This is a genomic window from Rheinheimera soli, assembly GCF_031457405.1.
In the GTDB taxonomy this organism is placed as follows: Bacteria; Pseudomonadota; Gammaproteobacteria; order Enterobacterales; family Alteromonadaceae; genus Pararheinheimera; species Pararheinheimera soli_A.
In genome coordinates this window covers 61,562-86,674 of sequence record NZ_JAVDWR010000012.1, presented here as the reverse complement: position 1 = coordinate 86,674, position 25,113 = coordinate 61,562, and the positions used below count along the sequence as shown (strand labels likewise).

The 25,113-nt window shown below is 46.5% G+C and carries 24 protein-coding genes and 1 tRNA gene; 17 read left to right on the top strand and 8 right to left on the bottom strand.

Going from position 1 to position 25,113, the window contains the following annotated elements; all coding sequences use genetic code 11:
* Positions 1-214: 214 nt before the first annotated feature.
* From leuD to leuA, 4 genes are read right to left on the bottom strand one after another with little or no spacing between them, the layout of a single operon-like run.
* Positions 215-817, bottom strand: a complete 603-nt coding sequence (gene leuD / locus J2W69_RS15320) for a 3-isopropylmalate dehydratase small subunit (protein ID WP_310280083.1) — start codon at positions 815-817, stop codon at positions 215-217.
* Complete coding sequence (leuC, locus tag J2W69_RS15315; protein ID WP_310280081.1) at positions 814-2,238, bottom strand: 3-isopropylmalate dehydratase large subunit; 1,425 nt, start codon at positions 2,236-2,238, stop codon at positions 814-816. The genes leuD and leuC overlap by 4 nt, the downstream gene beginning before the upstream one ends.
* Positions 2,235-3,323 (bottom strand): 3-isopropylmalate dehydrogenase, encoded by a 1,089-nt coding sequence (gene leuB, locus J2W69_RS15310; RefSeq protein ID WP_310280079.1) that lies wholly within the window; start codon positions 3,321-3,323, stop codon positions 2,235-2,237. The genes leuC and leuB overlap by 4 nt, the downstream gene beginning before the upstream one ends.
* Positions 3,323-4,894: a 2-isopropylmalate synthase gene (gene leuA / locus J2W69_RS15305; RefSeq protein ID WP_310280108.1), complete on the bottom strand. Its 1,572-nt coding sequence runs from the start codon at positions 4,892-4,894 to the stop codon at positions 3,323-3,325. Before leuA ends, leuB begins: the two co-directional genes overlap by 1 nt.
* 477 nt (positions 4,895-5,371) lie before the next feature.
* Between leuA and J2W69_RS15300 the strand changes: the two genes are divergently transcribed.
* The 8 genes from J2W69_RS15300 to J2W69_RS15265 all read left to right on the top strand — a co-directional run bounded on the left by J2W69_RS15300 (position 5,372) and on the right by J2W69_RS15265 (position 12,207).
* Positions 5,372-5,458, top strand: a tRNA-Leu gene (locus J2W69_RS15300).
* Between the two features lie 101 nt (positions 5,459-5,559).
* On the top strand, positions 5,560-6,789 hold the full coding sequence (locus J2W69_RS15295) for an adenosine deaminase family protein (RefSeq protein ID WP_310280077.1): 1,230 nt from the start codon (positions 5,560-5,562) through the stop codon (positions 6,787-6,789).
* A gap of 460 nt (positions 6,790-7,249) precedes the next feature.
* Positions 7,250-7,441 carry a hypothetical protein gene (locus J2W69_RS15290; RefSeq protein WP_008899183.1) on the top strand — a complete coding sequence of 64 codons (192 nt, stop codon included), beginning with the start codon at positions 7,250-7,252 and terminating at the stop codon, positions 7,439-7,441.
* Between the two features lie 341 nt (positions 7,442-7,782).
* Complete coding sequence (locus J2W69_RS15285; RefSeq protein WP_310280075.1) at positions 7,783-9,144, top strand: sensor histidine kinase; 1,362 nt, start codon at positions 7,783-7,785, stop codon at positions 9,142-9,144.
* Complete coding sequence (locus J2W69_RS15280; protein ID WP_310280073.1) at positions 9,141-9,716, top strand: hypothetical protein; 576 nt, start codon at positions 9,141-9,143, stop codon at positions 9,714-9,716. The genes J2W69_RS15285 and J2W69_RS15280 overlap by 4 nt, the downstream gene beginning before the upstream one ends.
* 3 nt (positions 9,717-9,719) lie before the next feature.
* On the top strand, positions 9,720-11,069 hold the full coding sequence (locus J2W69_RS15275) for a sigma 54-interacting transcriptional regulator (RefSeq protein WP_310280071.1): 1,350 nt from the start codon (positions 9,720-9,722) through the stop codon (positions 11,067-11,069).
* Positions 11,070-11,105: 36 nt separating this feature from the next.
* Positions 11,106-11,432 (top strand): DUF2288 domain-containing protein, encoded by a 327-nt coding sequence (locus J2W69_RS15270; RefSeq protein ID WP_310280070.1) that lies wholly within the window; start codon positions 11,106-11,108, stop codon positions 11,430-11,432.
* 19 nt (positions 11,433-11,451) lie between these two features.
* Entirely contained in the window at positions 11,452-12,207 is a 756-nt protein-coding gene (locus J2W69_RS15265; RefSeq protein ID WP_310280068.1) for an arylamine N-acetyltransferase family protein, read from the top strand.
* A gap of 110 nt (positions 12,208-12,317) precedes the next feature.
* Here the strand turns inward: J2W69_RS15265 and ggt are convergent, their stop codons facing one another.
* Positions 12,318-14,030 carry a gamma-glutamyltransferase gene (ggt, locus tag J2W69_RS15260; protein ID WP_310280066.1) on the bottom strand — a complete coding sequence of 571 codons (1,713 nt, stop codon included), beginning with the start codon at positions 14,028-14,030 and terminating at the stop codon, positions 12,318-12,320.
* An 84-nt stretch (positions 14,031-14,114) separates the two neighbouring features.
* Positions 14,115-14,507 carry an acyl-CoA thioesterase gene (locus tag J2W69_RS15255; RefSeq protein ID WP_310280064.1) on the bottom strand — a complete coding sequence of 131 codons (393 nt, stop codon included), beginning with the start codon at positions 14,505-14,507 and terminating at the stop codon, positions 14,115-14,117.
* Positions 14,508-14,525: 18 nt separating this feature from the next.
* Between J2W69_RS15255 and J2W69_RS15250 the strand changes: the two genes are divergently transcribed.
* Positions 14,526-15,233: a 2OG-Fe(II) oxygenase gene (locus tag J2W69_RS15250; protein ID WP_310280062.1), complete on the top strand. Its 708-nt coding sequence runs from the start codon at positions 14,526-14,528 to the stop codon at positions 15,231-15,233.
* Between the two features lie 31 nt (positions 15,234-15,264).
* Here J2W69_RS15250 and J2W69_RS15245 read toward each other — a convergent pair whose 3' ends face one another.
* Positions 15,265-15,741, bottom strand: coding sequence for a GNAT family N-acetyltransferase (locus J2W69_RS15245; RefSeq protein ID WP_310280060.1), 477 nt, complete (start codon positions 15,739-15,741; stop codon positions 15,265-15,267).
* 165 nt (positions 15,742-15,906) lie between these two features.
* Between J2W69_RS15245 and J2W69_RS15240 the strand changes: the two genes are divergently transcribed.
* Positions 15,907-17,715, top strand: coding sequence for an EAL domain-containing protein (locus J2W69_RS15240; RefSeq protein ID WP_310280058.1), 1,809 nt, complete (start codon positions 15,907-15,909; stop codon positions 17,713-17,715).
* 19 nt (positions 17,716-17,734) lie between these two features.
* Here the strand turns inward: J2W69_RS15240 and J2W69_RS15235 are convergent, their stop codons facing one another.
* Positions 17,735-18,652, bottom strand: a complete 918-nt coding sequence (locus J2W69_RS15235) for a 1-aminocyclopropane-1-carboxylate deaminase/D-cysteine desulfhydrase (RefSeq protein WP_310280056.1) — start codon at positions 18,650-18,652, stop codon at positions 17,735-17,737.
* A gap of 103 nt (positions 18,653-18,755) precedes the next feature.
* Between J2W69_RS15235 and J2W69_RS15230 the strand changes: the two genes are divergently transcribed.
* Genes J2W69_RS15230 through J2W69_RS15200 form a run of 7 tightly spaced genes read left to right on the top strand, consistent with a single transcriptional unit; the run spans position 18,756 to position 25,113 of the window.
* Positions 18,756-19,718: a hypothetical protein gene (locus J2W69_RS15230; RefSeq protein WP_310280054.1), complete on the top strand. Its 963-nt coding sequence runs from the start codon at positions 18,756-18,758 to the stop codon at positions 19,716-19,718.
* Positions 19,702-20,319 (top strand): PilN domain-containing protein, encoded by a 618-nt coding sequence (locus J2W69_RS15225; protein WP_310280052.1) that lies wholly within the window; start codon positions 19,702-19,704, stop codon positions 20,317-20,319. The genes J2W69_RS15230 and J2W69_RS15225 overlap by 17 nt, the downstream gene beginning before the upstream one ends.
* A complete protein-coding gene (locus J2W69_RS15220; RefSeq protein WP_310280050.1) occupies positions 20,316-20,966 on the top strand; it encodes a hypothetical protein in 651 nt (216 codons plus the stop codon). The genes J2W69_RS15225 and J2W69_RS15220 overlap by 4 nt, the downstream gene beginning before the upstream one ends.
* On the top strand, positions 20,944-21,276 hold the full coding sequence (locus tag J2W69_RS15215; protein ID WP_310280049.1) for a hypothetical protein: 333 nt from the start codon (positions 20,944-20,946) through the stop codon (positions 21,274-21,276). Before J2W69_RS15220 ends, J2W69_RS15215 begins: the two co-directional genes overlap by 23 nt.
* Positions 21,273-22,958: a pilus (MSHA type) biogenesis protein MshL gene (gene mshL / locus J2W69_RS15210; protein WP_310280047.1), complete on the top strand. Its 1,686-nt coding sequence runs from the start codon at positions 21,273-21,275 to the stop codon at positions 22,956-22,958. Before J2W69_RS15215 ends, mshL begins: the two co-directional genes overlap by 4 nt.
* Entirely contained in the window at positions 22,940-23,872 is a 933-nt protein-coding gene (locus J2W69_RS15205; RefSeq protein ID WP_310280046.1) for an ExeA family protein, read from the top strand. Before mshL ends, J2W69_RS15205 begins: the two co-directional genes overlap by 19 nt.
* Positions 23,869-25,113, top strand: a complete 1,245-nt coding sequence (locus J2W69_RS15200) for a tetratricopeptide repeat protein (RefSeq protein WP_310280044.1) — start codon at positions 23,869-23,871, stop codon at positions 25,111-25,113. Before J2W69_RS15205 ends, J2W69_RS15200 begins: the two co-directional genes overlap by 4 nt.

Here is a 25,113-nt window from a genome sequence, read left to right as displayed (position 1 = left end):
CATTTTCTGATAAGCAAGTAGTCGATTAAAATCAGTAGTTTACGGCTAGATGGCTGGCAGGTGAAGGAGCTGTATGGGTTATGTCAACATTGGGTTATGAAACAAGGTGTTGAGGTGTAGGGGAGGGGCTTGCTCCTCCCGTCTACATGATACCGTGGTGCCCATAGACGGGCCGTGACAAGCCGCGGCCCCTACGGCCTGTACGAAAGCGTGGTTAACCTAACCAGGGCTGTGCTGTGGCGCGTTGTTTTTCGTAGTCGCTGATTTGCGGTGCAAACTGCTCACTGGCACCGATAAAATCCAGACCACTTAATAAACGCTGTTTAATATCAGGGTCGATTTGAAAACCCACAGCGGCATTGTTACCCAGAATAATCTGCTGGCCTGCCAAATCAATTTTCCATTCCTGTGTGCCTTGCTGGCAACGGCTGAATAAAAATTCGATATTGGATGCGCTCAGGCTGATCAGTAACATGCCGTTATTGATACTGTTATTAAAGAAAATATCGGCAAAACTCTCGGCAATCACTACGTTAAAACCATACTGTTGAATAGCCCAAGGCGCATGTTCACGGCTGGAACCGCAACCAAAGTTAGCCCGGGTAAGCAGTATAGAAGCACCTTTAAAGGCAGGCTCATTTAACACAAAGTCAGGGTTAGGTTGTTCATTCGCCAGATAACGCCAGTCATAAAACAAGGCTTCGGCAAAACCGTCGCGGCTGACTGAAGTTAAAAACTGCTTTGGAATAATCTGGTCGGTATCGACATTGTTTTTATCTAAAGGGCACACCAGCCCTTGTGCAAATATCTGGCTCATGAGTAACTCCCTTCAGCGCGCTCTACATAAGAAATATCTACAAAACGACCGGCAATAGCTGCAGCAGCTGCCATAGCAGGGCTGACCAAATGAGTGCGGCTGCCACGACCCTGACGGCCTTCAAAGTTGCGGTTTGAGGTGGAGGCACAACGTTGGCCTGCTTCAACACGATCGTCGTTCATGCCTAAACACATAGAGCAACCGGGTTCACGCCATTCAAAACCAGAGGCTTTAAAGATATCAGCTAAACCTTCGGCCTCGGCCTGACGTTTGACCTGACCTGAGCCCGGTACTATTAAAGCGCGAACACCGGACGCCACTTGTTTGCCTTGCACCACGGCAGCAGCCTGACGTAAATCTTCAATACGGCTATTGGTACAGGAACCAATAAAGACCACATCAACTTTCAGATCGGTTAACTTCTGGCCCGCTTCAATGCCCATATAAGTTAAAGCACGACGGGCGGCGTCGGCTTTAATTAAATCGCTGAACGACTCAGGGGAAGGAATAGGCTGATCGACTGCGATCACCTGCTCAGGATTCGTACCCCAGGTCACTTGTGGTCTGATTTTTTCTGCGGCAATAGTCACAGTTTTATCAAAGACGGCATCAGCATCTGAATACAGGCTTTGCCAATACTGCACTGCTGCATCCCAGTGCTCTGCTTGTGGCGCATGAGGTTTGCCTTTTAAATAGGCAAAAGTCACTTCATCCGGCGCTATTAAACCGGCTTTAGCACCCATTTCAATGCTCATATTACACAGCGTCATGCGGCCTTCCATGCTCATGCCACGAATAGCAGAGCCGCAGAATTCCGCCACATAACCATTACCGCCAGCTGTCCCTAACTGGCCTATCACCGCCATAATCACATCTTTTGGTGTGACAAAAGGTGATAAAGAGCCTGTCACTTCCACTTTTAAGGTTTTCGCCACTTGCTGCTGTAAGGTTTGAGTGGCCAGCACATGCTCTACTTCAGAAGTACCAATACCAAAGGCGATAGCGCCAAAAGCGCCATGAGTAGAAGTATGGGAATCACCGCAGACAATAATCATGCCCGGCTGGGTTAAACCCAGCTCAGGGCCAATCACATGCACTATGCCTTGATCCGGGTGCATTAAATCCAGCAAAGGCACATTAAATTCTTTGCAGTTGGTTGCTAAAGCTTCCAGCTGTTTACGTGAGGTTTCCCCTGCAGCATCTATGCTACGCAACTGAGTGGAGACGTTATGATCCATAGTGGCATAAGTTAAATCAGGGCGGCGCACAGTCCGGCCGGCCTGACGTAAACCGGCAAAAGCCTGAGGGCTGGTGACTTCATGTATTAAATGGCGGTCGACAAACAACAAGTCGGTGCTGCCATTGACCGGTGCCACTACATGGCTTTGGTAAATTTTCTGATATAAGGTTTTAGCCATCATGAAGCTCTCTTTGTATCAATAGCGTTTAACGCAGCAATGACTGCTGCGCCTACATCTGCAGTGCCATAGTTAGAGGCGGAATTAATATCCCGCGTTACTATGCCTTGCTCTAAAGTGCTGGCAACCGCCTGCTCAATAGCGCGGGCTGCTGCTTCTTCGGCAAAGCTGTACCGTAACATTAAAGCTGCACTTAAAATCTGTGCTATTGGATTGGCAATACCTTTGCCTGCAATGTCTGGTGCTGTGCCACCTGCAGGTTCATACAAACCAAAGTTGGAACCATTTAAGCTGGCTGAAGGTAATAAACCTAACGAGCCGGCAATGGCAGCAATTTCATCTGACAAAATATCGCCAAACAGGTTGTCGCATAACAACACATCAAAATGCTGCGGTGCCCGAATCAACTGCATTGCGGCATTGTCTATATACATATGTTCCAGCTGCACCTGTGGGTAGTCTTTAGCGACACGCTCCACCACTTCACGCCATAACACACTGGTCGCCAGCACGTTAGCTTTGTCGATGGAGGTCACCTTATTCCTGCGTTTAGTGGCAGCTTCAAAAGCCACCCGGCTGATGCGTTCAATTTCACTGACACTGTATTTTTGTGTATCAAAAGCTGCGTCTTCAGTGCGGCCTTTTTCACCAAAATAAATACCGCCTGTCAGCTCGCGTACACATAGAATATCCATGCCCTGGCTGCTGATTTTTGGATGCAAAGGCGATAATTCGGCAAAAGCAGGGTAAATCTGGCCAGGGCGTAAGTTGCAGAATAAATCGAAAGTTTTACGCAATGGCAATAAAGAGGCTCGCTCTGGTTGCTGAGCCGGTGGCAGGCTGGTCCACTTAGGGCCACCAACAGAGCCAAATAAAATGGCATCACTGCTTTTGCATAAATCCAGTGTCGCTTCCGGTAAAGCCACACCCGTTGCATCAATAGCTGCGCCACCAATTAAAGCTTCAGTACTTTGCATGCTGAAGTTAAATTTTGCTGAAACTACATCCAGTACTTTTAATGCCTGAACCATCACTTCAGGGCCAATACCATCTCCGGCTAACACGGCAATTTTATAGTTTTTCATCATTACTTCTCTGTCTGTGATTCAGATAAACGGCGAGCCTGCTTAGCGGCGTCTACCTGTTTGCTGCGTTCAATTAAATTTAATACGTGTACATAAGCCAACACTGAAGAGCGCACTATGTCGGTGGCTAAGCCTGCACCGTGGTAACGGCGGCCCTGATGTTCGGCAATAATATCCACCTGGCCCAAAGCATCTTCACCACTGCCTTTGGCTTGTAAGTTAAAGTCGACCATCTTGACGTCAGTGCCAACAATGCGCTGAATGGCCTGAAATGAAGCTTCCACCGGGCCATTGCCTGTGGCTGCTTCGGTATGAGTTTCACCATTAAAGCTGATGCCCACTGTGGCGCTGGCAACATGGCCGGTATGAGTGGACGAGCTTAAAAACTCCAGTTTGTACGGTTCGTTGGTGTCCTGTAAATTCTGGAAAAACACCAGAGCTTCTAAGTCGTAATCAAAGACACGGCCTTTTTGGTCAGCTAAGGTAACAAAGGCCTGGTAGATCTCGTCTAAGTTGTAATCTTCACTGGTGTAACCCATTTCGCTTAAACGATGTTGGATCACAGCGCGGCCAGAGCGCGAGGTCAGGTTTAATTCGTTCTGACGGATACCCACCTGCTCAGGCGACATAATTTCATATGTGTTTTGCGCTTTTAATACGCCATCCTGATGAATGCCGGAAGAGTGGGCAAAAGCGTTTTCACCGACAATAGCTTTATTCGGCTGAATTGGCATATGGCAAATCTGGCTGACCAAATGGCTGCTGCGATAAATTTCAGTACTTTTAATGTCTGTGTAAAACGGCAGAATGTCCGGGCGGGTTTTGATAATCATCGCCACTTCTTCTAACGAACAGTTACCTGCACGTTCACCTATACCGTTGACTGTACATTCAATCTGGCGGGCCCCGGCCTGAACCGCAGTGATACTGTTCGCCACAGCCAAACCTAAATCGTTATGGCAGTGCACACTTAAAATGGCCTGATCAATATTGGGCACTTTATTGCGCAGGTCAGTAATGATGCGGGCAAATTCATTCGGAATGGTGTAGCCAACAGTGTCCGGAATATTAATGGTGCGGGCTCCGGCCTTAATAGCGGCTTCGACAATGCGGCATAAATCATCAATAGGAGTACGGCCGGCATCTTCACAGGAAAACTCGACATCGTCTGTATAACGACGAGCTAACTGAATCGCAGCAACAGCTTGTTCGGTGGCTTGCTCTAAAGTGCGGCGTAATTTGTACTGCAAGTGCAAAGGTGAGGTCGCGATAAAGGTGTGGATACGGCGACGCTCCGCATTAGCCAAAGCCTGACCACAAGCTTCAATATCAGCACTGACAGCCCGGGCCAATCCACAAATAATGGGGCCTTTTACCTGAGTGGCTATGCTTTGCACCGATTCAAAGTCACCAGGGGACGACACAGGAAAACCTACTTCCATCACGTCGACATTTAGACGGGCAATAGCATGCGCCAGTTGAATTTTTTGCTTATGGCTTAAACTGGCACGCAACGCCTGTTCGCCGTCTCTTAAGGTGGTATCAAAAATCCAGATTTTGTCCTGACCACTCATCACATATTCCTCATTCATTGATTAAAACCCGTTCTGGTGGCCTTGGTTAAAACAAAAAACCCCGGCCTGTGGCACGGGGTTTTTGGTTTACTGGTACAGTCGTTTTACCAATGCACAAAGCCCCGTGGCCTGTTGAGGAGCACGAGGAGAGTGAGCAGGTTAGCGAAACGCTGGTTTAAATTCATTGTTGTTTGAGTCTTCATTGGGTTTAATTTATACAACTGCTATTAGTAATATCACGGCACTTTTGGCTTTGCAACAGTATAGACGGCTAAATATCTAAGTATTTTTGTTTGAGTAAGAGTCACAGCCTGATGTTTTTTGAGGCAATCGCAGTGAAATACAGTTGTTTTTGTTGAAAAATTAGGCGGTTGATGTCTTTTTTTAGTTTTTTTATGAAAAACACATGACGAACGCCTGTTATTCAGCATAAAATGCGCCCCGTTCTGCCAGTGTTATCAAACACGCTCTGCTCATGCCCGGGTGGTGAAATCGGTAGACACAAGGGATTTAAAATCCCTCGCTCGAAAGGGCGTGCCGGTTCAAGTCCGGCCCCGGGCACCATTTATCTTCTGTGATACCTTACTCATTCCCTTTTAAATTCCTGTTCTATCACTAAACTGCTATAACTAAAACATGTTGCTTATTTTGCAGGTTTATCTGTTATGCATTTTTACTCTCTTGATTTTATTAAAGAAATGCCCAAGTCCGATCTGCATTTGCATTTAGACGGCAGCTTACGTTTAGACAGCCTGATTGAGATGGCTGCTAAAGCCGGTGTGAAACTGCCGAGTCAGACAGTGGAAGGTTTAAAAGAGCTGGTGTTTAAAGACAGCTATCAAAATCTGGGCGAATACCTGCATTGTTTCCAATATACCTGTGCAGTGCTGCGCGATATGGATAATCTGGAGCGCGCGGCTTATGAACTGGCCATCGACAACCAGCTTGAAGGCGTGAATTACATCGAAGTGCGTTTTGCGCCTCAGTTATTAATCGACTTGCCAACAGGCATAGATTTTGACCGTGTCATGCATGCGGTAAACAATGGTCTGAAAAGAGCGCAGCAGGAATACAACAGCCAGGCTGCTATTCTGAGCGGCGACAAACCGCCTTTTGCCTACGGCATTATCAACTGTGCTATGCGGATGTTTGGCGACAAGGGTTTTTCTCCTTATTACACCAACCTATTCCAGCTGATGCGGGATTTCAGTCCTATTGAAGTTATTAAGCTGGCCGCTATGGAACTGGTTCGTGCCAGTGTGCGGCTGCGTGATGAAGCAGGCATTCCTATAGTGGCTTTGGATTTGGCAGGGCAGGAGTCTGGTTATCCGGCCAGCAAATTTAAAGAAGTTTATGAGTTTGCTCATCAGCACTTTTTGCTGAAAACTCTGCATGCAGGTGAAGCTTATGGCGCTGAAAGTGTGTTTGAGGCTATCACCGAATGCTACGCCGACCGTATAGGCCATGGTTATTCGTTGTTTGTACCGGAGATGATCCAGGACCCGGCCATCAAAGATAAACAAAAGTACATTCGTGAACTGGCGTCTTACATCGCCGACAAACGTATTGCCATTGAAGTTTGCCTCACCAGCAACCTGCAAACCAATCCAGGCATCAGCGACATTAAGGCGCATAAATTGGCGGATATGCTGGATCACCGTATTGTCACTGTGATTTGTACTGACAACAGGCTGGTATCAAATACCACGGTCAGCCGCGAATACAAACTGGCTTTGGATAACTTTGATATTCCGCTGAAACGCTTAAAAGACATGGTGGCCTACGGCTTTAAGAAAAGCTTCTTTCCGGGCAGCTACGTAGAAAAGCGCCAATACGCCAAACAATGTTTAGAGTACTTCGATAAAGTCGCACAAAAATACGGCTTTATTAACTAGCCTTAAAATAGAGTCAGATTACATTGCTAACTGTTAACAATGTAATCTGACCTCGTAGTCCCTTCGCTCTCCCCCTAAAACCTCTATTTTCATATGCTGTAAGTTATTGAAATTTAAATGAATTAGTTCGTTTTCAGCAATGCTCCCAAAACTGTCGCAAAAAGCATACAGGTTAAGTTGTTGAAATATATAGATATTATTTTAAGTCCTGTTTTGCTGTTGCTAATTAGCGACAGATCTTTTGGGGTTTCTGTTCAGTTTCAGCTAAAAACAAAATAAATGATATTTAAGTTATTGATTTTTAATGGTTAAATGTCAGCTCAAAGACTTGGCACGAAGTCTGCATTTATTAGTTCGTAACGGTAAATTAGGTAAGAGGTACGATGTTGTTACTCTTACCTAATTTACCGGCAGGCTCAGCAAAACGCTGAAATGAACAGTAGTAAAGACGGGGTGAATTATGGACTTATTTTTAATCGCAGCTATCGCATTCTTCATGGTTAACGCTTTTGTATTCGTAACCTACATGCGCAAAATTGATTTAAACGGCAATGCAGTTTTAGAGTTAGAGCGTGTTCAGGCCGCTGATGCTTATGCCCGTACTGCTGCTAAAGCACGTACTTCAGTTGCATTGGAACAAGCCACTAACTAATGAGTTGCTGTGAATACGAAGAAGCCGGTCCCTGACCGGCTTTTTTTATGCTCTGCAATCCTGCAGAGCACCCCAAGGGGCCAACGCTTCGCGTTGTTAAAAATCGTTCCAGACGATTTTTTATGCGCTGCCATCCATGGCGCTTACTCACATTGGATTGGAATTTGAGACGGGCGGGGACAAGCCCGCGCCCCTACGGTTAAAAATCGTTCCAGACGATTTTTTTACCTGCCTGTTTAAATCCGTTATGATAAGCACCTGATTTTTCGTGGAACCTTGTTCTGATGCGAATGCCTGTTCAGCCTGCTTCTTTGCGGCAGTTTGTTTTACTCAGCTTTTTTATGGCATTAATCCCACTTGGGGTTTTGTTGTGGCAAAGTCATAGTGCTTTATCTGATGTGAGCCGTTATGCCATAGCTGAAGCCGAGAGTTCAGTTACTAATGTGCGCCGGGCTGAAAATATGCAAAAGCTGGTGAACGATATTGAACGTTCAGTCTTGCAATTCAGCATTTTAAAAACCGATGCCTTATCGCAACTGGCTGCCACTCATTTAAATAACTATCAACAAAACCTGGGGTCAGTTTGCCTGAACCTGAGCCAGCCTGCGCTCTGTGCGCAGCAACAGCAACAGCTTGAACTGTTATTTAATAGTTATCTGCATGAAAGCAATGAAGATCTGAGCCCGATTTTGCAAAGAATCCGCCAGCAGCAGGTGCAACTGACTCAAGTGATCTGGGCATTGCTGGAACAACGATTACAGCAGCAGCAAGTTTATGCTGAAAAAGCTCAAGGCCATTTAGCCTGGCAAACTGTGGCTTTAGTGGTGTTAACTTTGTTAATGGTGCTTTGGGCTTCTGCCCGTATTACTGCACCGGTGAAGATGCTCGACACCATGATCCGTTCTATAGGTCAGGCCAGCCATCATTTCCCGCACGATAAAGTAGATGGCCCCCGTGAACTGACCGAACTGGGTGAGCAGTTGCGTTGGCTGGCGTCACGTTTGCAGCAATTGGAAGCCTTACGACTGATTTTATTACGTCATGCTTCTCATGAATTAAAAACGCCTTTATCCAGTATTCGGGAGGGCTGTGCGCTGTTAAGTGAACAGTTGGTTGGGCCTTTGAATCTGCAACAAATGGAAGTGGTGAGTTTACTGAATGGCAGTGCCGATCGTTTAAGTGTGCTGACGGAGCAGTTACTGGATTACAACAAGTTATTGCAACAAGCCAAACCCGAGTTTGACTGGCACGACAGTGAAACTCTGCTGCAAAACTGTTTTAATGACCATGCTTTATCTTTGCAGCAGCGAGATCAAAAAATAGTACTGGATTGTCAGTTACCCCGCCTGTATACCGATTCTATGTTGTTCAGACGTATTCTGGATAATTTAATCAACAATGCACAGGCTTATGGTGCTGAAGGCAGTAATGTCTGGGTCAATTTACGTCAGCATGATAAATTTATGCTGTTAGATGTGGCGAATAACGGCACTCCAATCCCGGCTGAGCTGCGGGCTAAATTGTTTGAGCCCTTCCAACGGGGTAAAGCTCCTCGTTTTGATTCGGTACAAGGGTCTGGTTTAGGTTTATCTATTGTTGCCGACTGCGCCCGTTTATTAGGTGGTTTGGCAGAAATTATCGATGTAAGTTACGCCGACGTGTGTATTCAGGTGCGTTTGCCTTTAGTTGAGGATGTGGTATGAAAGTTTGGTTAAGTCTTGGCCTTTGTCTGGTATTAACAGCCTGTCAGGGTGTTAAACCTGTTACTCCTGTGGTCAATAAAACCATACCCAAAGTTGAACCAGAACAAGCCCAACAAGTGGATCCACCTAAACCAGTTAAAGCGCAACTGGCTATTGCCGATGATAATTTAACCTTGCAGGCCTGGCGTGATTTCCGCGCTCAATTATTGTTGATGCCTGTAGCTGAACGGGACTTATTACTGAAAAGTTTTAAAACCAGCCCTGTGACTACCTTACAAACTTTATTAATCAAACTGCATCCGGATAGCCCTTATGCAGTGCGTTTTGCCGCTCAAACTCAATTAAATGACAAGCTGACCACTTTACCTAAAGGCCTTGCTGATTTATTGCGCTGGGATTTAGCCTATAACCAGAAACTACTAGAAAGTGAATCTGCAGTTACTGCTTTATCCCGCCTGAACGCTCAGCAGCAAGAGCAGTTAGACAAGCTGCGTAAGCAAAGCAAAGACTTACAAAAGAAAATTGATGCACTGACTCAAATTGAAGCCAAACTAAACCAGACAGGAAACTAAATCATGAGCAATGGCGCCCGGTTATTGCTGGTGGATGATGATCCCAGCTTATTACGTTTGCTGACGTTGCGGCTTGAAGGCGAAGGTTATCAGGTGATCAGTGCTGACTGCGCTGAAACTGCCTTGGTATTGCTTGGCAAAAATAAAGTGGATGTGGTGCTGAGCGACTTGCGTATGCCGGGCTTAGATGGCATGGCTTTATTTGATGAAATTGCCAAACGCCACGCCGGTTTACCTGTGGTATTGATGACGGCACATGGCTCAATTCCTGAAGCTGTGGCCGCTACTCAGCGTGGTGTCTTTGGTTTCTTAACTAAGCCGCTAAACAACAACGATTTACGCGATATTTTAGCTCAGGCTGTGCATCAGTCTCATGTACCCAGCCAAGACGAATGGCGCACCGATATTATTACCCGCAGCAAAGTGATGGAGCAGGTGCTGGATCAAGCGTACCGCGTTGCACAACGTGACGTCAGTGTACTAATCACTGGTGCCAGTGGCACAGGTAAAGAAATGCTGGCCAAAGCTATTCATAAAGCCAGCCCTCGGGCTAAGGGCCACTTTGTGGCCATTAACTGTGGCGCTTTACCAGAGCATTTGTTGGAATCCGAGCTGTTTGGTCATACCAAAGGTGCTTTTACCGGTGCTGTCACTGAGCATTTGGGGTTATTCCGTGAAGCTGATGGTGGTACTTTATTCCTTGATGAAATTGGTGACATGCCAATGCCATTGCAGGTGAAGTTATTGCGGGCTTTGCAGGAAAGGCAAATCCGCCCTGTGGGCAGCACTAAAACCATTGCTATAGATGTGCGGGTATTATCGGCCACTCACCGGGATTTAAAGCAGGCAATGCAGGAACAAAGTTTCCGCGAAGATTTGTATTACCGCTTAAATGTGGTGAATTTACAGTTGCCGACCTTAAGAGAGCGGGCTGAAGATATTCCGTTATTGGCCCGTCATGTGCTGCAACAAAATGCTGAACGTCATGGTGTGCAGGTCAACCGTTTTTCTGAAGATGCCATGCAGGCGCTGGTGACAGCTCAATGGCCTGGTAATGTACGTCAACTGGTAAATGTGGTGGAACAATGTGTGGCTTTAACCCAAAGCCCAGTGTTGAGCGTGGCTTTAGTGGAGCAGGCGTTATCGCAAAATCGCAGCTTTTGGCCGACTTTAAGCGAAGCCCGTGATCAGTTTGAACGCCAGTATTTAATCAGGGTGCTCAAAATGGCTGAAGGCAATGTCACCCGTGCTGCAGAGTTGGCTGGACGCAACAGAACCGACTTTCATAAACTACTGAAAAAACATGAACTCAGCGCAGCTCAGGTGTCCGAGCAAAGCGACGAACTTGAATAGTAAAGCGATGAATTAGAATAGCTAAGAGATGAATTGATGCACGAAAATTTTGAAGTAGAACCCGATGTACTGAAAGCTAAAATCATCAGTGAAACCGCCCGGATCCAATGGCTGGAGCTGCAGAAGTTTTATGCGGCAGGTTCTGTGGTTCAGGTGTCTGCACAACTGGATTTAGTGGATGTGGCTTTTGCTTTTAGTCAGGATGATAAAGCCGCAGTGCAACATTGGTTGCAGGCTGGTTTGGTGGACAGAGTCAATGACACCCAGGCTCAGCTGTGGGTAGAACAACAGGCCGAGCTTTGGGCTGTGGTGATTTCGCCCTGGATTTTGGTGCAGGATAAAACCGCTCAAGCTCCCCATTAATCAGGCAGGTCACAGTTTTATGTATGCAGAAAATTTCCAGTTAGAGTCTTACCTGAAACGTATTGGCTATCAGGGGCCTTTGGAGCAAAACGCCGGGACGTTAAAACAACTGATGCGCGCCCAGCTCTTTAACGTTGCCTTTGAAAACCTTGATGTGCAGGCCGGCAAGATAGTCTCCTTAGTGCCAGAACAGATAGTCGATAAAATAGTGGGGCAGGGCCGTGGTGGTTATTGTTATGAGGTGAATGGCCTCTTTGCAATGGCATTGCAGGCTTTAGGGTTCAGCTACAAGTTTGTCGCTTGTCGCCCTATGTTTTATCCGGTGCGCCGGCCTAAAACTCATATGGTGTTGTTGGTTGAAGCCGATGGCGATGAATGGATCTGTGATTTAGGCTTTGGCAGCTACGGTATTCGGGCTCCCATCGCTTTGTCCTCGCTAGAACAAGTCCAGCACCAGGATTTTGATCAGTTTCGTTTAACCACAGAAGACAGCGGTGCTTATGTGGTGCAGGCGATGGTGGATGGCCAGTGGTTAAGTCAGTTTGGTTTTGAACCTTATGCCAGCGAATGGGTGGACTTTATGCCTGCCAATTATCTGAACTCAACCCATCCGGACACTATTTTTGTGCAGAAGTTACTGGTGATTAAGCACCATGAACAAGGTCGCGATATTCTGCTGGGCGATCAGTTCAAACAGATACGAGCCGATGGCACAAAAGTACAGCAGTTGAGCCCTGAGCAGCGGGAAGAAGTGCTAAAGCAACTGTTGAAGTAAAATTGGAGTTGCAACGAGGCGCAACGTAGGAGCGGGTGAAGGGCGGGGACAAGCCCAGCCCCTACAATACCCGCCCGTCTTATGATACCGCTGACCCCAATTTTAAAAAGTTAATAGCCTGCAGCCTGACCGTCTTTACGGGACTCTGAAGCGCCGTAATAAACACCGGTTTTGGGGTCTTTCATAATGGCCTGATAACCACCAAATTCGCCTAAACCATAACGCACATCATGGCCTTTTTTCATCAGCTCGCGGGCTGTTTCATAAGGCACACCTTTTTCCAGCTGCACATAACCGCCATTGGTTAAGTAAGTGACCTGATCGTCTGTAGGTTCAGTGCTGCCCAGATGTTGCCAGCGCGCTGCGTCCCCTGCTTCCTGCAGGTTCATGCCGTAATCAATCATATTCACCACAATTTGCACATGACCCTGAGGCTGCATAGCGCCACCCATCACACCAAAGCTGGTCAGTGGTTTGCCGTCTTTACTGATAAATGCCGGAATAATAGTCTGGAAAGGGCGTTTACCCGGTTCATAGGCATTGGCGTGTTTTTTATCCATAGAAAACATCTGACCTCTGTCCTGGAACACAAAACCTGTGCCTGGTGCAACCACACCTGAACCCATACCCCTGTAGTTACTTTGAATAAGCGAAACCATAGTGCCGTCTTTATCGGCTGTGGTCATATAAATGGTGTCCCCTTCATAAGCGGCCGGATTGCCAGCGTCCACCCGTTTTGCTGCGGTAGCACCGATCAGTTTGGCGCGCTCTTTGCCATAGCTTTCAGAAATCAGACCTTTGATGGGCAGCTTGTTAAAGTCGGTATCCGCATAAAATTTGGCTCTGTCTTCAAAGGCCAGTTTTTTTGCTTCCACTAAGGTATGAATACTTTCGACACTGTTGTAACCCATAGCTTTTAAGTCGAAGTTTTTCAGAATTTGCAGCATCTGTAGTGCCGCTATGCCCTGACCATTAGGGGGTAATTCCCAGACATCATAACCACGGTAATTCACTGATACAGGTTCTACCCAGTCTGAGCTGTGGTTGGCGAAATCCTCATAACGCAGGTAACCGCCATTGGCTTTCATAAAACCATCGATACTTTTGGCGATATCGCCTTTATAAAAGGCATCACGGCCGCCTGTGGCTATGGCTTTATAAGTGGCTGCTAAATCGGGGTTTTTAAACATCTCCCCTTTGGCTGGTGCTTTGCCATTAATAGTAAAAGTACCAACAAAATCACCTGGCTGATCTTTTAAACGGGGTACGGATCTATCCCAGTAATAAGCAATCAGTTCGCTGACAGGGAAACCTTGTTCGGCATAAGTAATAGCAGGTTGCAGAATTTGTGTCATAGGCAATTTGCCAAACTTCTGGTGCATTTCAAACCAGCCGTCTATAGCACCAGGTACGCTGATGGGCAGCATGCCATAAGGGGGGAGGTCTTTCAGGCCGAGTTTTTTCAGCTCTTTAGACAGTTGTGTATGGCTTAAGCCTTTAGGTGAACGGCCTGAGGCATTTAAACCATAAATTTTGTTGGTTTTACCGTCCCAGATAATAGCGTACAAGTCGCCGCCTATGCCGTTGCCTGTAGGTTCCATTAAACCTAAAGCCGCGTTAGCTGCTATGGCTGCATCTACAGCTGTGCCGCCTTGTTTCATTATATCCAGCGCAATTTGGGTGGCTAATGGCTGACTGGTGGCTGCCATAGCATGAGGTGCTATCACTTCAGAGCGACTGGCAAAGTCAGCGCCAGTAATGCGGTCATAGGCCATCAGTTGAGGGGATAAAGCAATCAGGCTGCAGAGTAAGAGTTTTTTCATTGTGGTTGTGTCTCTGAAATACAGGAGCACACAACCTAGTCAGAGAATGCTGAAATTACCAGCAGCACGCGACCAAAAGCCAGATTAGCTGGCTAAGTGTTCATTCAACGATGCTTTTTGTTCGATGCTGAGCATTAGTTTTTGTTTAGCGGCAAAATCGTATTGCACCAGCACGGCTTTACCCACAGCGCAGCATTGATTGTTTTGCCAGGCTTCCTGATGCACTTCAAACGAGCTATTGCCCACCATGCTGATGCCAGAGCGTAATTCCACCGGCAGGCCATAAAACAGCTCCGCTTTAAACTGCACACTGATGCTGGCGAGGATCAGTTTCCATTGTCTGGTATCGAGATCAGGTGTAAATAATTTGAAAATAGGATCACGAGCCCCTTCAAACCACGCCGTTAGCACTGTATTGTTGATATGACCTAAGGCGTCCGTTTCATTGAAACGTGGCTGAATAATTTCTTTAAACATAACAATAACCTAAAAACTATGAATGATTTTATTGAAGTATACGATGATGTATTACCCGCCGAATTTTGTCAGCAACTGATCTCTTTATTTGAGCAAAGCCCTTTTACTACTGCAGGTCGTACAGGCGGTGGGGTCGATACCAGTAAAAAGCTCAGCACTGACTTGTATTTAAATCAGTATCCTGAGTATCACCCGGCTCTGGCTGAGATTATCCGCTACACCACCACTTATGTAGCTGATTACTTTCGCAAGTACCATTTTGCCTTGATTGGCCCTGTCAGCATGACAGTGCCTCATCCGGCTGAAAACCGTATGGTGGCCATTACTGCCGATAACTACCTGCAATTGGGTGCTCCACAGGCCGATCACTTTATGCGTACTTTGTACCGGCTTGGTCCTATTCAGATGCAAAAATATCAGCAGGGTAAAGGCAATTATGGCTACTGGCACTCAGAGGTCTATCCACAGTTACCGCACAATGAGCCACTGCATCGTACTTTGTTATTTATGTTTTATTTAAACGATGTGGCAGAGGGTGGCCAGACTGAATTTTATTATCAGAATAAAGCCATTCAACCCAAAGCCGGGCGTATGGTCATAGCTCCGGCTTACTTTACCCATACCCACAGAGGTTGTGTGCCTGTGTCTGATGATAAATATATTCTGACCAGTTGGGTGCTGTTTAATCGCGCAGAACAGCTATACGGTCAGGCACCAGAAAGCTGACAATCAGCCCTTGCAGAGCTCCGTTGAGCCATTACAGCTGTGCTGAGCTGAGTGGCTTTGCCGGGCGTGCCATTTCCAGATGTGGAATATCGTCCTCAAGATAAGGTTCGCTGCAAGAAATAAAACCAAAAGACTCGTAAAAACGTTGCAGATAACACTGAGCTGAAATGCGGATGTCTAAATCAGGCCAACAACTGCTGGCAACATCCAGAGCTTTATCCATTAAACCCCGGCCTAAGGCCAGGCGGCGAGCTGTTTGTGATACACAGATACGACCCAAAGCCGGGCTGTTTTCATAGCTGACACCTGGCGCCAGAACCCGGGCGTAAGCTAAAATTTTATCGCCTTTTTTAAGTAAGATATGCCGGGTTTGCGGGTGTAAATCTTTATTATCCAGCTCAGGATATGGGCAGTTTTGTTCCACTACAAACACATCCACCCTTAATTGCAACATGGCGTATACCGTGTACGAATCGAGCTGACTAAAGCCTGCAACTTGCCATTCCATCTGTCTGTCCTGTTTTTTCTCTAATGATTCTGGCTTTACTATATCAAAGTCATCAATTCTTGTCTGATTGCATATAACCAGCAAAAAACCAATAAAATAATCAGCATAGTGACCAAACTTGACGCACACTTATCAGACTCGTTCGACAGGGCAAAAGGAGTTGGAATGTGGTTAAGCCAGATAGTCCAAAAGAAACGCCATTGGCAACAGTTGCTCAGTGTATTGGTGTTGCTGCTGGTCAATATCAGCTTTTATAGTATTGGTCAGTTGCAGCTGCAACAGCGCCAGCAGCAATGGCAACAATGGCTTGTGTTGCAGCCGTTACAGCAACAGTCATGGCTGGTCAGTGAACAAAACCAGCTTAAACTGTTGTCCAGCCCACCTTCGGATGCTGCTGATTTTGTGGCTTTGGATGGCTCTAACCCTGTATTGCATCTGTCGCCACAACTGGTGAAAAGCTGGACTGTTCTGGACTACCTGTTATTAAATTTGCCTTTTGCGATCTGGCTGGGCTGGCTGTTGTGGATCCGGCCTTATCAGCAACAATTCAGGCAGGAGTTACAACAACTGGAGCAGCAAACCCAGTTGTTACTTACTCATTTAGACTTACCATTTCATACCGAAACTAACCCTGCTACCCAATTGCAGCGGGTGTTGTTAAAACTACAAAACTGGCAAAAACGCGATAGTGAAATCCGTCAACTGGTGCGGGTGCAAGGTCTGGTGGATCACGAGCTGGCGATAGGCAACAGAGTGTTTTTTGAAAGCCGTTTAAATCATTATTTAACTGAAAATGGTGAGGCTGGTAGTGGTGCTGTGTTTTTGGTGCAGCTATCGCACCCTGAATCTAATTTGTCCAATCTGATCAAATTACAGCGTTTAAGGGGCTGTGTTGAGTTGATTGCTGAACTGGCATCTGGCTGGCCAGATGCTGTGATGGCGAGGTTGGCCGATAACGACCTGTCGTTGCTGATCCCAGGTTTAGCCGGGAGAGACGCTGAACAATTGGGCGATCGTATGGCACAGGTGTTGAGTCAGGCCAACTTTTTTGACGAATGTCAGGATTTTGATCTGATCCATATAGGCTTTGTATTGTATCAGCAAGGGCAAAGCTCTTATCAGCTCATGGCTGAAGCAGATATGGCGTTAAAAACAGCCCAATTACAGGGGCCTAATGCTGCTTATGGCTTTAATGATCCACAAAAACCAAAAATCAAAGGCTCAGTCTGGTGGCGAACTGAGTTGCATAATGCGTTAAAAGAAAACAGATTTTTGCTGAGTTTCCAGCCGGTCTTTTCCTGGCAGGACAATGATGTATTGCAGCATGAAGTTTTGGTGCGTCTGGCCAGCAGTGACGGTGACAAACTGGCGGCTGCGCTGTTTTTACCTATGGCGGCGAACTGTGGTCTGGTCAGCGCTATAGACCAGTATGTACTGCTGAAGGTTGCTAAGCTGGGCGAAACTGAAGTGCTGGAACATTGCCGTTGCAGTGTGAACTTAAATACCCAATCTCTATTAGATGAAGCCTGGTGGCATTGGCTGCAACAGCAGGTCAATAACGGAACTATAGTAGCCTCGGATCTGGCGCTGGAATTTCATGAGCATCATTTAATTAAGCACTACAAAAACCTGAAACCCAAATTGATGCAGCTCCAGCAGTGGGGTTTTGAATTGATAGTCGACCATGTAGGCTTAAGTCTGGATGCCACTCCTTATACCGATGAGCTGCCCATTCGAATGCTAAAAATCCATCCGGCCGTGGTGCGGGGCATTGACCATCAACTGGAGCAGCAGCTGTTTATCCGTGGTTTATTGGCCTCTTGTGTAGGCAAAGATATTAAAGTGATAGCCACAGGGGTAGAGCAGGACCCTGAATGGCAATGCCTGAAAAAGCTGGGGGTTGTAGGTGCTCAGGGCTATTACTTCAGTCAGCCACTGGCGCGTCTTATCGCCCAGAACCAGTTGTCGGAATAAGAAGCCCTGCGAGCCCTTTTTATTGCCTGGGATCAGCGCCGGGAATAAGGCCTCTGTAGGCAAGCCCCTTTAACCCTTGTAATCCGCCTGTATGGAAAAAGCTCAGGCGACTGCCTTTAGCAATCTTCCCGGCTTTAATCAGTTCAAATACAGAATACAAAGCCTTGCCGGTGTAAACAGGTTCAAGCTGCACATCCTGCTCTGCAAAAGACAGGCAAAACTGCCATAACTGCTGATCAAAGCGACCGTACATGGGTTGATGCAGGGCCTGAATTAACTGCCACTCCGGCCAGTTGCGATCTGTGGCTAAAAAGGCTCTGATTTTTTCTGGCAGGCTCTGATCCTGTACTACTGCAATACCTAATACAGGCGTTGTTTCAGAGCCCCGGATTAAACCTGCCACTGTACCACCGCTGCCAACAGCACAAATGAGCATAGAGGCAGGGCCATCAGGCGTAGCGCACATATCCAGTTCACTGACGCCCTGAACTGCGGCTTCACAAGTGCCCCCTTCCGGAATATGCAGATAACCTGGGTATTGATCACCGAGTTGCTGCAATATGTCTTGCTGATAACGGCCCCGATAAAAATCTCTGCTGACCCGGATCAGTTGCATGCCATAAGAGCGACATAAGGCCAAAGTGGGGTTATCTAAATCCACCTCTTCACCACGCACTATACCAACACTTTTCAGCTTATTTTCGGCAGCCGCCGCCGCAGTTGCGACCAAATGATTGGAAAATGCACCACCAAAGGTCAGCAACCCTGACGATTTTTGTTGCAGTGCCTGCTCCAACTGGTATTTTAGCTTCAGTATTTTGTTTCCGGATATATCCGGATTATTGCCTGGAGCATAACGCAGCCAAAGTTCAGTCTGATGTTCATGCAAAACAGGGTGGTGCAGCTTTTTCCACTGCAAATAAGAAGTTAGAATCATTGTATCTTGTCATTGAGGAACGAAATTTTTATCATTTTTATCGTTTTTGTGATAATTTACAGTTAATAAGATTAAGAAAGCACAGTAGGTAGTATTTGCCGTTATGTTAACAAAGCTATTGGCGCAATTAAAATTTACCAGAAAGTCAGGCAATTCGCTTGCTGGCGTTCATCTGTCTGCCAATAGTTTAAAGGTTGTGGTGGTCACTCAGCAATCCACAACAGAGCAAAGGGTAGAACAAGTATTCCAGGAACAGTTCAGTTCTGCTGCACAATTACCTGCTGCTTTTAAAGCTTTAGCGGCAAAATTACCACCTGATTGTCAGTGTACCTTAGTGATCCCTCCTGAACGTTATATGGTGCTGCAGATCGATAAGCCTGCTGTGCCTGATGAGGAAATCTCTCTGGCTTTACCCTGGACTATCAAAGATTTAGTCACTCTGCCTGATGACGATATGGTGCTGGACTACCTGGATTTGCCACTGCAAAACCAGTTGCAGGGCATCAAAGTGAATGTAGTGGTCAGCTCTAAAAGCTGGCTGGCCGATATAGTGGCCTTGTTTGTGCAGAATAAATTGCAATTGGTGGGAATTCAGCCGGAAGAATGGTTAGCCAGGAACCTGTTGCCAGCTAAACATCAGGCATTGATGCTGGTCTCACATCAGCCTGGTCAGGATTTAGCAGTGCAAATTCTGCAGCAAGGTAATTTATGTTTTTCCCGTCGTTTACGTGGCTTTAATCGCCTGGATCAATACAGTCTGGATGAATTACAGCAGGGCGTTTTTGATAACTTACTGCTGGAACTTCAGCGTTCCATTGATTACTTCGAAGGGCAGCTCAAACAAGCACCGGTCAGGGAAATTGCGTTGTTATTAGCCAATTCGGATCAGGCCGGAGTGGTGCAATTGTTTGTACAAAATGGTTTTTCTCAGGTGTTTGCATTGTCAGCCAAAGAGGCTGGAGTACAAATGTCTGCTGAACAGTTCAGTTCATATTGGTTGGCTCTTGCCGGTGCTATTGAACCTTTATGCGCTCAAAAGGAGGTGAACCTTGAAGCTGCGGGTTAACCTTTATGTTCAGGCGTTGCAGCCTGTTAAAGAAAAAATCAGTTTAAAGTTAGTGGTCGGCAGTACAATGGGCCTCTCTGCTGTATTGTTGGCTGCGGGTTTTCTCATTAATCTGCAAACTGACTCAAAAAAAGCTGAATTAACACTGTTGCAGCAGCAAGTAAAAACGCAGGAACAACAACTGGCTCAGTTGCAACAGAGTGTTGGCAATCGTCAGCCCTCTGCTGTTCTGGTAAAGCAGCATACCGAACTGAACCAAATCATTGCACAAAAGCAAAAGTTGCTGAATTTTGTGCAAGGTGAACAACTGAAAACCTCAGTGCAATACTCTCCGGTATTTCAGTACCTTGCCAGTATAGATCCGCAGGGCTTGTGGTTAGATGGGTTTAGTTTAAATGCAAGTTCCAGTCAGTTTAGTGGTTATGTCACAGCACCTGAATTGTTGCCACAATGGTTAACCCAACTCAGTGGTACAGCCTTTTTCAAGGGCCATACCTTCTCTCACTTTGAAATAAAACAAGCTGAAAACACTGAAGCTTTGGCTTTTAAAGTCACTTCTTCTGCAACAGGTTCAGCCGCAGCGGCGGAGGCAAGACCATGAGTGCATGGCAACAGCTGTCCGATCGTTTCAGAGCCTTAAAAGAGCGGGAGAAATACACCATTCTTATTGGAGCCCTGCTGTTATGTCTGTGGCTTTTTATGTTGCAATTTTTAATGCCCGCTTTTGAAGATCTGAGAAAAGTGGAGCTGCAGATGAAAAGTGCCACTATGACAACACAGCAACACAACAACACTTTGACGGCTTTACAGCAACAAGCAGGTACAGACGTAGACGCCAGCTATAAACAGGAAGTAGAGAAACTGCAACGTCAGGAACAAGAGCTGCAGCAACAGATTTCTCAGCTCACCAGTTACTTTGTAGGTTCGGAGCGCATGGCGCTGGTACTGCAAGATGTGTTAAAAAGTAGCAATAATGTAAAATTGAAATCGATCATTGCCAATCCGCCAGTGCCTTTAACCTTCGCCGATCAAGGTTCTGACAACAAAGCTGTTATTTATCAACACTCGACTGTTGTTATTTTAACGGGGGATTATTTTTCATTAACTGCTGTGTTAGAGCGACTGGATAAGTTGTCCTGGTCTCTGGGCTGGCAAAGCATTGATTACAAGGTAACTGAATACCCTGATGCAGAGCTTACTTTGCAATTACTGACTGTGAGTGACAATGAAAGTTATATTAAGTTGTAGCCTGTGTTTAGTTCTGAGTGTGGCTGTTGTGGCTGCATCAGATCCAACCAAACCTGATATGGTGGTGGCGGTCGCTGTCAGTACAAATGAAGCAACTACTGTTGTGGCCGATCAGGGCGCGAGGTTTAAACTGGGCTTGATCAAAAATGTGCAGGGGCAACATATGGCGTTGATCAACGGTCAGTCGGTGAAGCAAGGCGATGAAATTGAAGGCTATACAGTGATGAGCATTAACCGGCAGCAGGTTGTGCTACAGCAGGCGAATGAACGTTTAACTTTAAATTTGTTTAAAGCGATGAAAACTCAATGAATTATTTTAAGAAAAACTATTTCACATTAGCTTTCATCAGCCTGGGTTTAGCTGGTTGTCAGGGTATGCAGGAAACAAAAGTCCCCCGCGATGCGCAGGCCGCTTTAGCTGAACAGCAAAAACAACACCGGGTTGCGGCAACAGTTGTGCCTGACAGCGTAACTCAGGATTTATTGGCTTTGACCAGTCCTATGCAGCAAGCTCAGCCTATGCAGCAACGTTTTAACGTGGCCGCTGCGAATGTGGATGTAGCAGACTTTTTTACTTCATTGGTGGCAGATACAGATTACAGCGTGGCTATTCATCCGGCTGTTTCGGGCCAGATCACGCTGGATTTAAAACAAGTCACGTTAAACGAAGCTTTTGCTGTGATAGAACAGTTGTATGGTTACCATATTAAGCAGGTCGGCTCAATTTATAAGGTAATGCCTGGTGGCTTACGCACTGAAACTATTGCCGTGAATTATTTGCTGATGCAGCGTTCCGGCAGTTCTTCTATTTCTGTGACTGCTGGTGGTATTTCGTCATCTCAGGGCGGTAACAGCGGCGGTAATTCAGGTGGTAATAACCAAAACAGTAATCAGAGCAATAACCAAAATAACAATAACCAGAATGGCAACCAGAATAGCCAGGGTGGCTCAGGCAATGGCAGTTCAGTGCAAAGCTCCAGCCAGACCGATTTCTGGAAAGATTTAAAAGAAGCCATTACAGGCGTGATGGGAGCAGGTCCTGATCGCGCTGTGGTCATTAGTCCGCAGGCTGGTTTAGTCACAGTGCGGGGCTTACCTTCAGAAATAGAGGCTGTTCGTGCTTATTTAGGTCAGACTGAAGAAAGCTTGCAGCGCCAGGTGATACTGGAAGTGAAAATTATTGAAGTGACCTTAAATGATGATTACCAGCAGGGGATCAACTGGAGCCAGATCGCCAGTACCATAGGTTCAACAGATCTTAACTTTAGTAATAACAGCTTTAGTCTGGGTAATAATATTACCGCTCAGGTGGGTGGCTTGGGCCGTATAGGTTTTGAAGGCGACGATTTTAGTGGCGTGATCAACCTGCTGGAAACTCAGGGTAATGCACAAGTGTTATCCAGCCCCCGTGTGACTGCTATTAATAATCAAAAAGCTGTGATTAAAGTGGGTTCTGACGAATACTATGTTACAGGGGTCAGCAGCAGTTCTAATGTCACTGATACCGGAGGTACAGGCACTGGTATCACCAGAGATGTGCCTATCCCGCAGCTTGAACCCTTTTTCTCTGGCATAGCTTTGGATGTAACGCCGCAGATCAATATGGATGGCGACGTGATTTTACATGTACATCCTTCGGTTTCTGAAACCACAGAACTGAGTAAATCCATTAATCTGGGCGGAAACAGCTCTTTCAGCTTGCCTTCTGCTCAAACCAATATCCGTGAGTCCGACACTATAATTAAAGCCCGTAACGGTGAGATTGTAGTGATTGGTGGTTTGATGCAGTCCACCATCAGTGACAGTGAATCCAAAGTCCCGGTGCTTGGTTCTGTGCCTTTATTTGGCAAGTTGTTCACTAATATCAGCAAGATAGAGCGGAAAAAAGAACTGATTATTTTGATAAAACCTACGGTATCGTCCAGCAGTGCTATGCAGCAACAGATAAAGCAGTCTGCTGATTTGATTGATCAATGGTATCCAAAGAACTGACTATGTTGTATTTACGCCATTTTGGTTTACAGCAAACCCCTTTTAGTTTGACACCAAACACGGCGTTTTATGTCGACTTGCCCCAACATCATGAAGCCTTGGAGGTGCTGACCACAGCGTTGAATGTGGGCGAAGGTTTTATCAAAGTGACAGGCGAAGTGGGCACCGGCAAAACTATGTTATGCCGTAAGCTGATGAACGAAGCGCCGGATGACTGGGTAATAGCCTATATTCCGGATCCCTATTTGTCGCCTGTTGAATTACGCTGGGCTTTTGCCACTGAATTAGGATTAAAACAATCCGACACCATAGACAACCAACAGCTGGTGCAGTTGTTACAGCATTGTCTGGTGGCGCTTGCCGCTGAAGGCAAAAGAGTAGTGCTGATTATCGATGAAGCCCAGGCTTTGCCTGACGATACGCTGGAGGCTTTGCGGCTGTTAACTAACCTTGAAACTGAACAGCGTAAATTATTGCAGGTGGTGTTGTTTGGTCAGCCAGAGCTGGATAAACGATTAGCCAGCTACAAGTTTCGCCAGTTACGTCAACGCGTCAGTTTCTCCTATTTTTTGCGTGGCATGTCTTATTACGAAGTACAGGCTTATATCAGCGCCCGTGTTGATATAGCTGGCGTTCGACAACCATTGTTTTCACCCGGCGCGTTAAAAGCGATTTGGAAATACAGCAGAGGGATCCCACGTTTAGTGAATGTATTAAGTCATAAAGGTCTGATGCTGGCTTTTGGTGAAAATAAGCTGCAGGTGGATACCAGGCATTTACGTTATGCCGCAAAAGATACTGAAGACGTCAGATATCATAACGCAAGCCTGAACCCTGTATGGCTGGGTGTTTTAGTGTCATTGCTGATGATTGCGGCTGCGGCAGCCTGGCATTTCAGGGGGTTGTGGTTATGAGTGTCATTAATAAAATGTTGCGTGATTTAGACAAGCAACAAGAGCAGCAGCACCACAGAGGTTTCGTCAGTTTTAAACCACAACGTAAATCCCACTGGCTGCTGTGGATTTCCGTGCCTTTCGCTTTATTGGCGGGCTGGTGTGGGCAGGCCTGGTATATGGAACGTTTTACTATCAAAACAGATCAGGCAGCTACTGTATCCGAAGTGCAACAAGGTCAGTTGCATCCATTGGCTGCTGTAGCAAAGCTGGTTCCGGAAGTACAACAGTTGGCTGCGGTAACAACACCAACACCAGGCACAACAGAACAAGTGGTTAGTTTGCAGGATGTGGTGGCAAGCCGTATATCTCCTGAGCTGGCAGCTGAGTTGGGTAAATCAAAAGCGGCCAAACCTGTGGTCGAGGTTGAACCTAAGCTGAAACCTTTTACCAGTCAGCCCGTTGCAGCAGAGCGGGTGGTGCAGGTACAAATGCGTCAGCCAGATGAAAGCGTAAACAGTGCAGAGCCTGTAGCTGAGCTCTTTGCCAGTACTGAAGTTCAGGTCAGCGAATTTGATCAGGCGGCTGAGTTTGTGCCTGAGCAGGAAAGTCTGGCAGAAACCAACTGGAATGACAGCGCCCCCGAAGTAAGCAAACCTCGTTCTCTGGCGATTGAAAAAGTACAACTCAGCCCGCAGCAGCAAAAAGATTTACTGATGCAAAAAGCCAAAAAGGCTGAATCAGGCGGCAATCTGAATCAGGCGGTCAGTCACTGGCAACAAGTTCGTCAACTGGAACCTGGGTCCAGTCAGGCGTATTTAGAGTTATCCCGTTTGGCGCAAATTCAGCGTAATGATGAAGGCGCAGTGCAGATACTGGAACAGGCCAGCGCTGCAGGTGTGCAGGATCCTAAAGTCTCCATGGCATTGGCCGCCTTGGCTGTTAAACAGCAGAATTGGGCCAAAGCCCTGAGTTATTTAGAGTACGAGCCTGATATCTTAAATTACACAGATTTTTATGCATTAAAAGCTGCGGCTTTGCAAAAAACCAATCAGCATGCGCAGTCAGTGCAGGTCTTTCAACAACTGGCACGGCAGCAACCAGAACAGGCACGTTGGTGGTTAGGTATGGCATTAAGTTATGATGCTATGCAACAACAGGAACAGGCACTGCTGGCCTATCGTCAGGTGGCAGTAAACGGCTTTGGCTTATCAGCGGCCAGCCTGGACTATGTAAAAAAGCGCATCGCGGCGTTAGAGTGA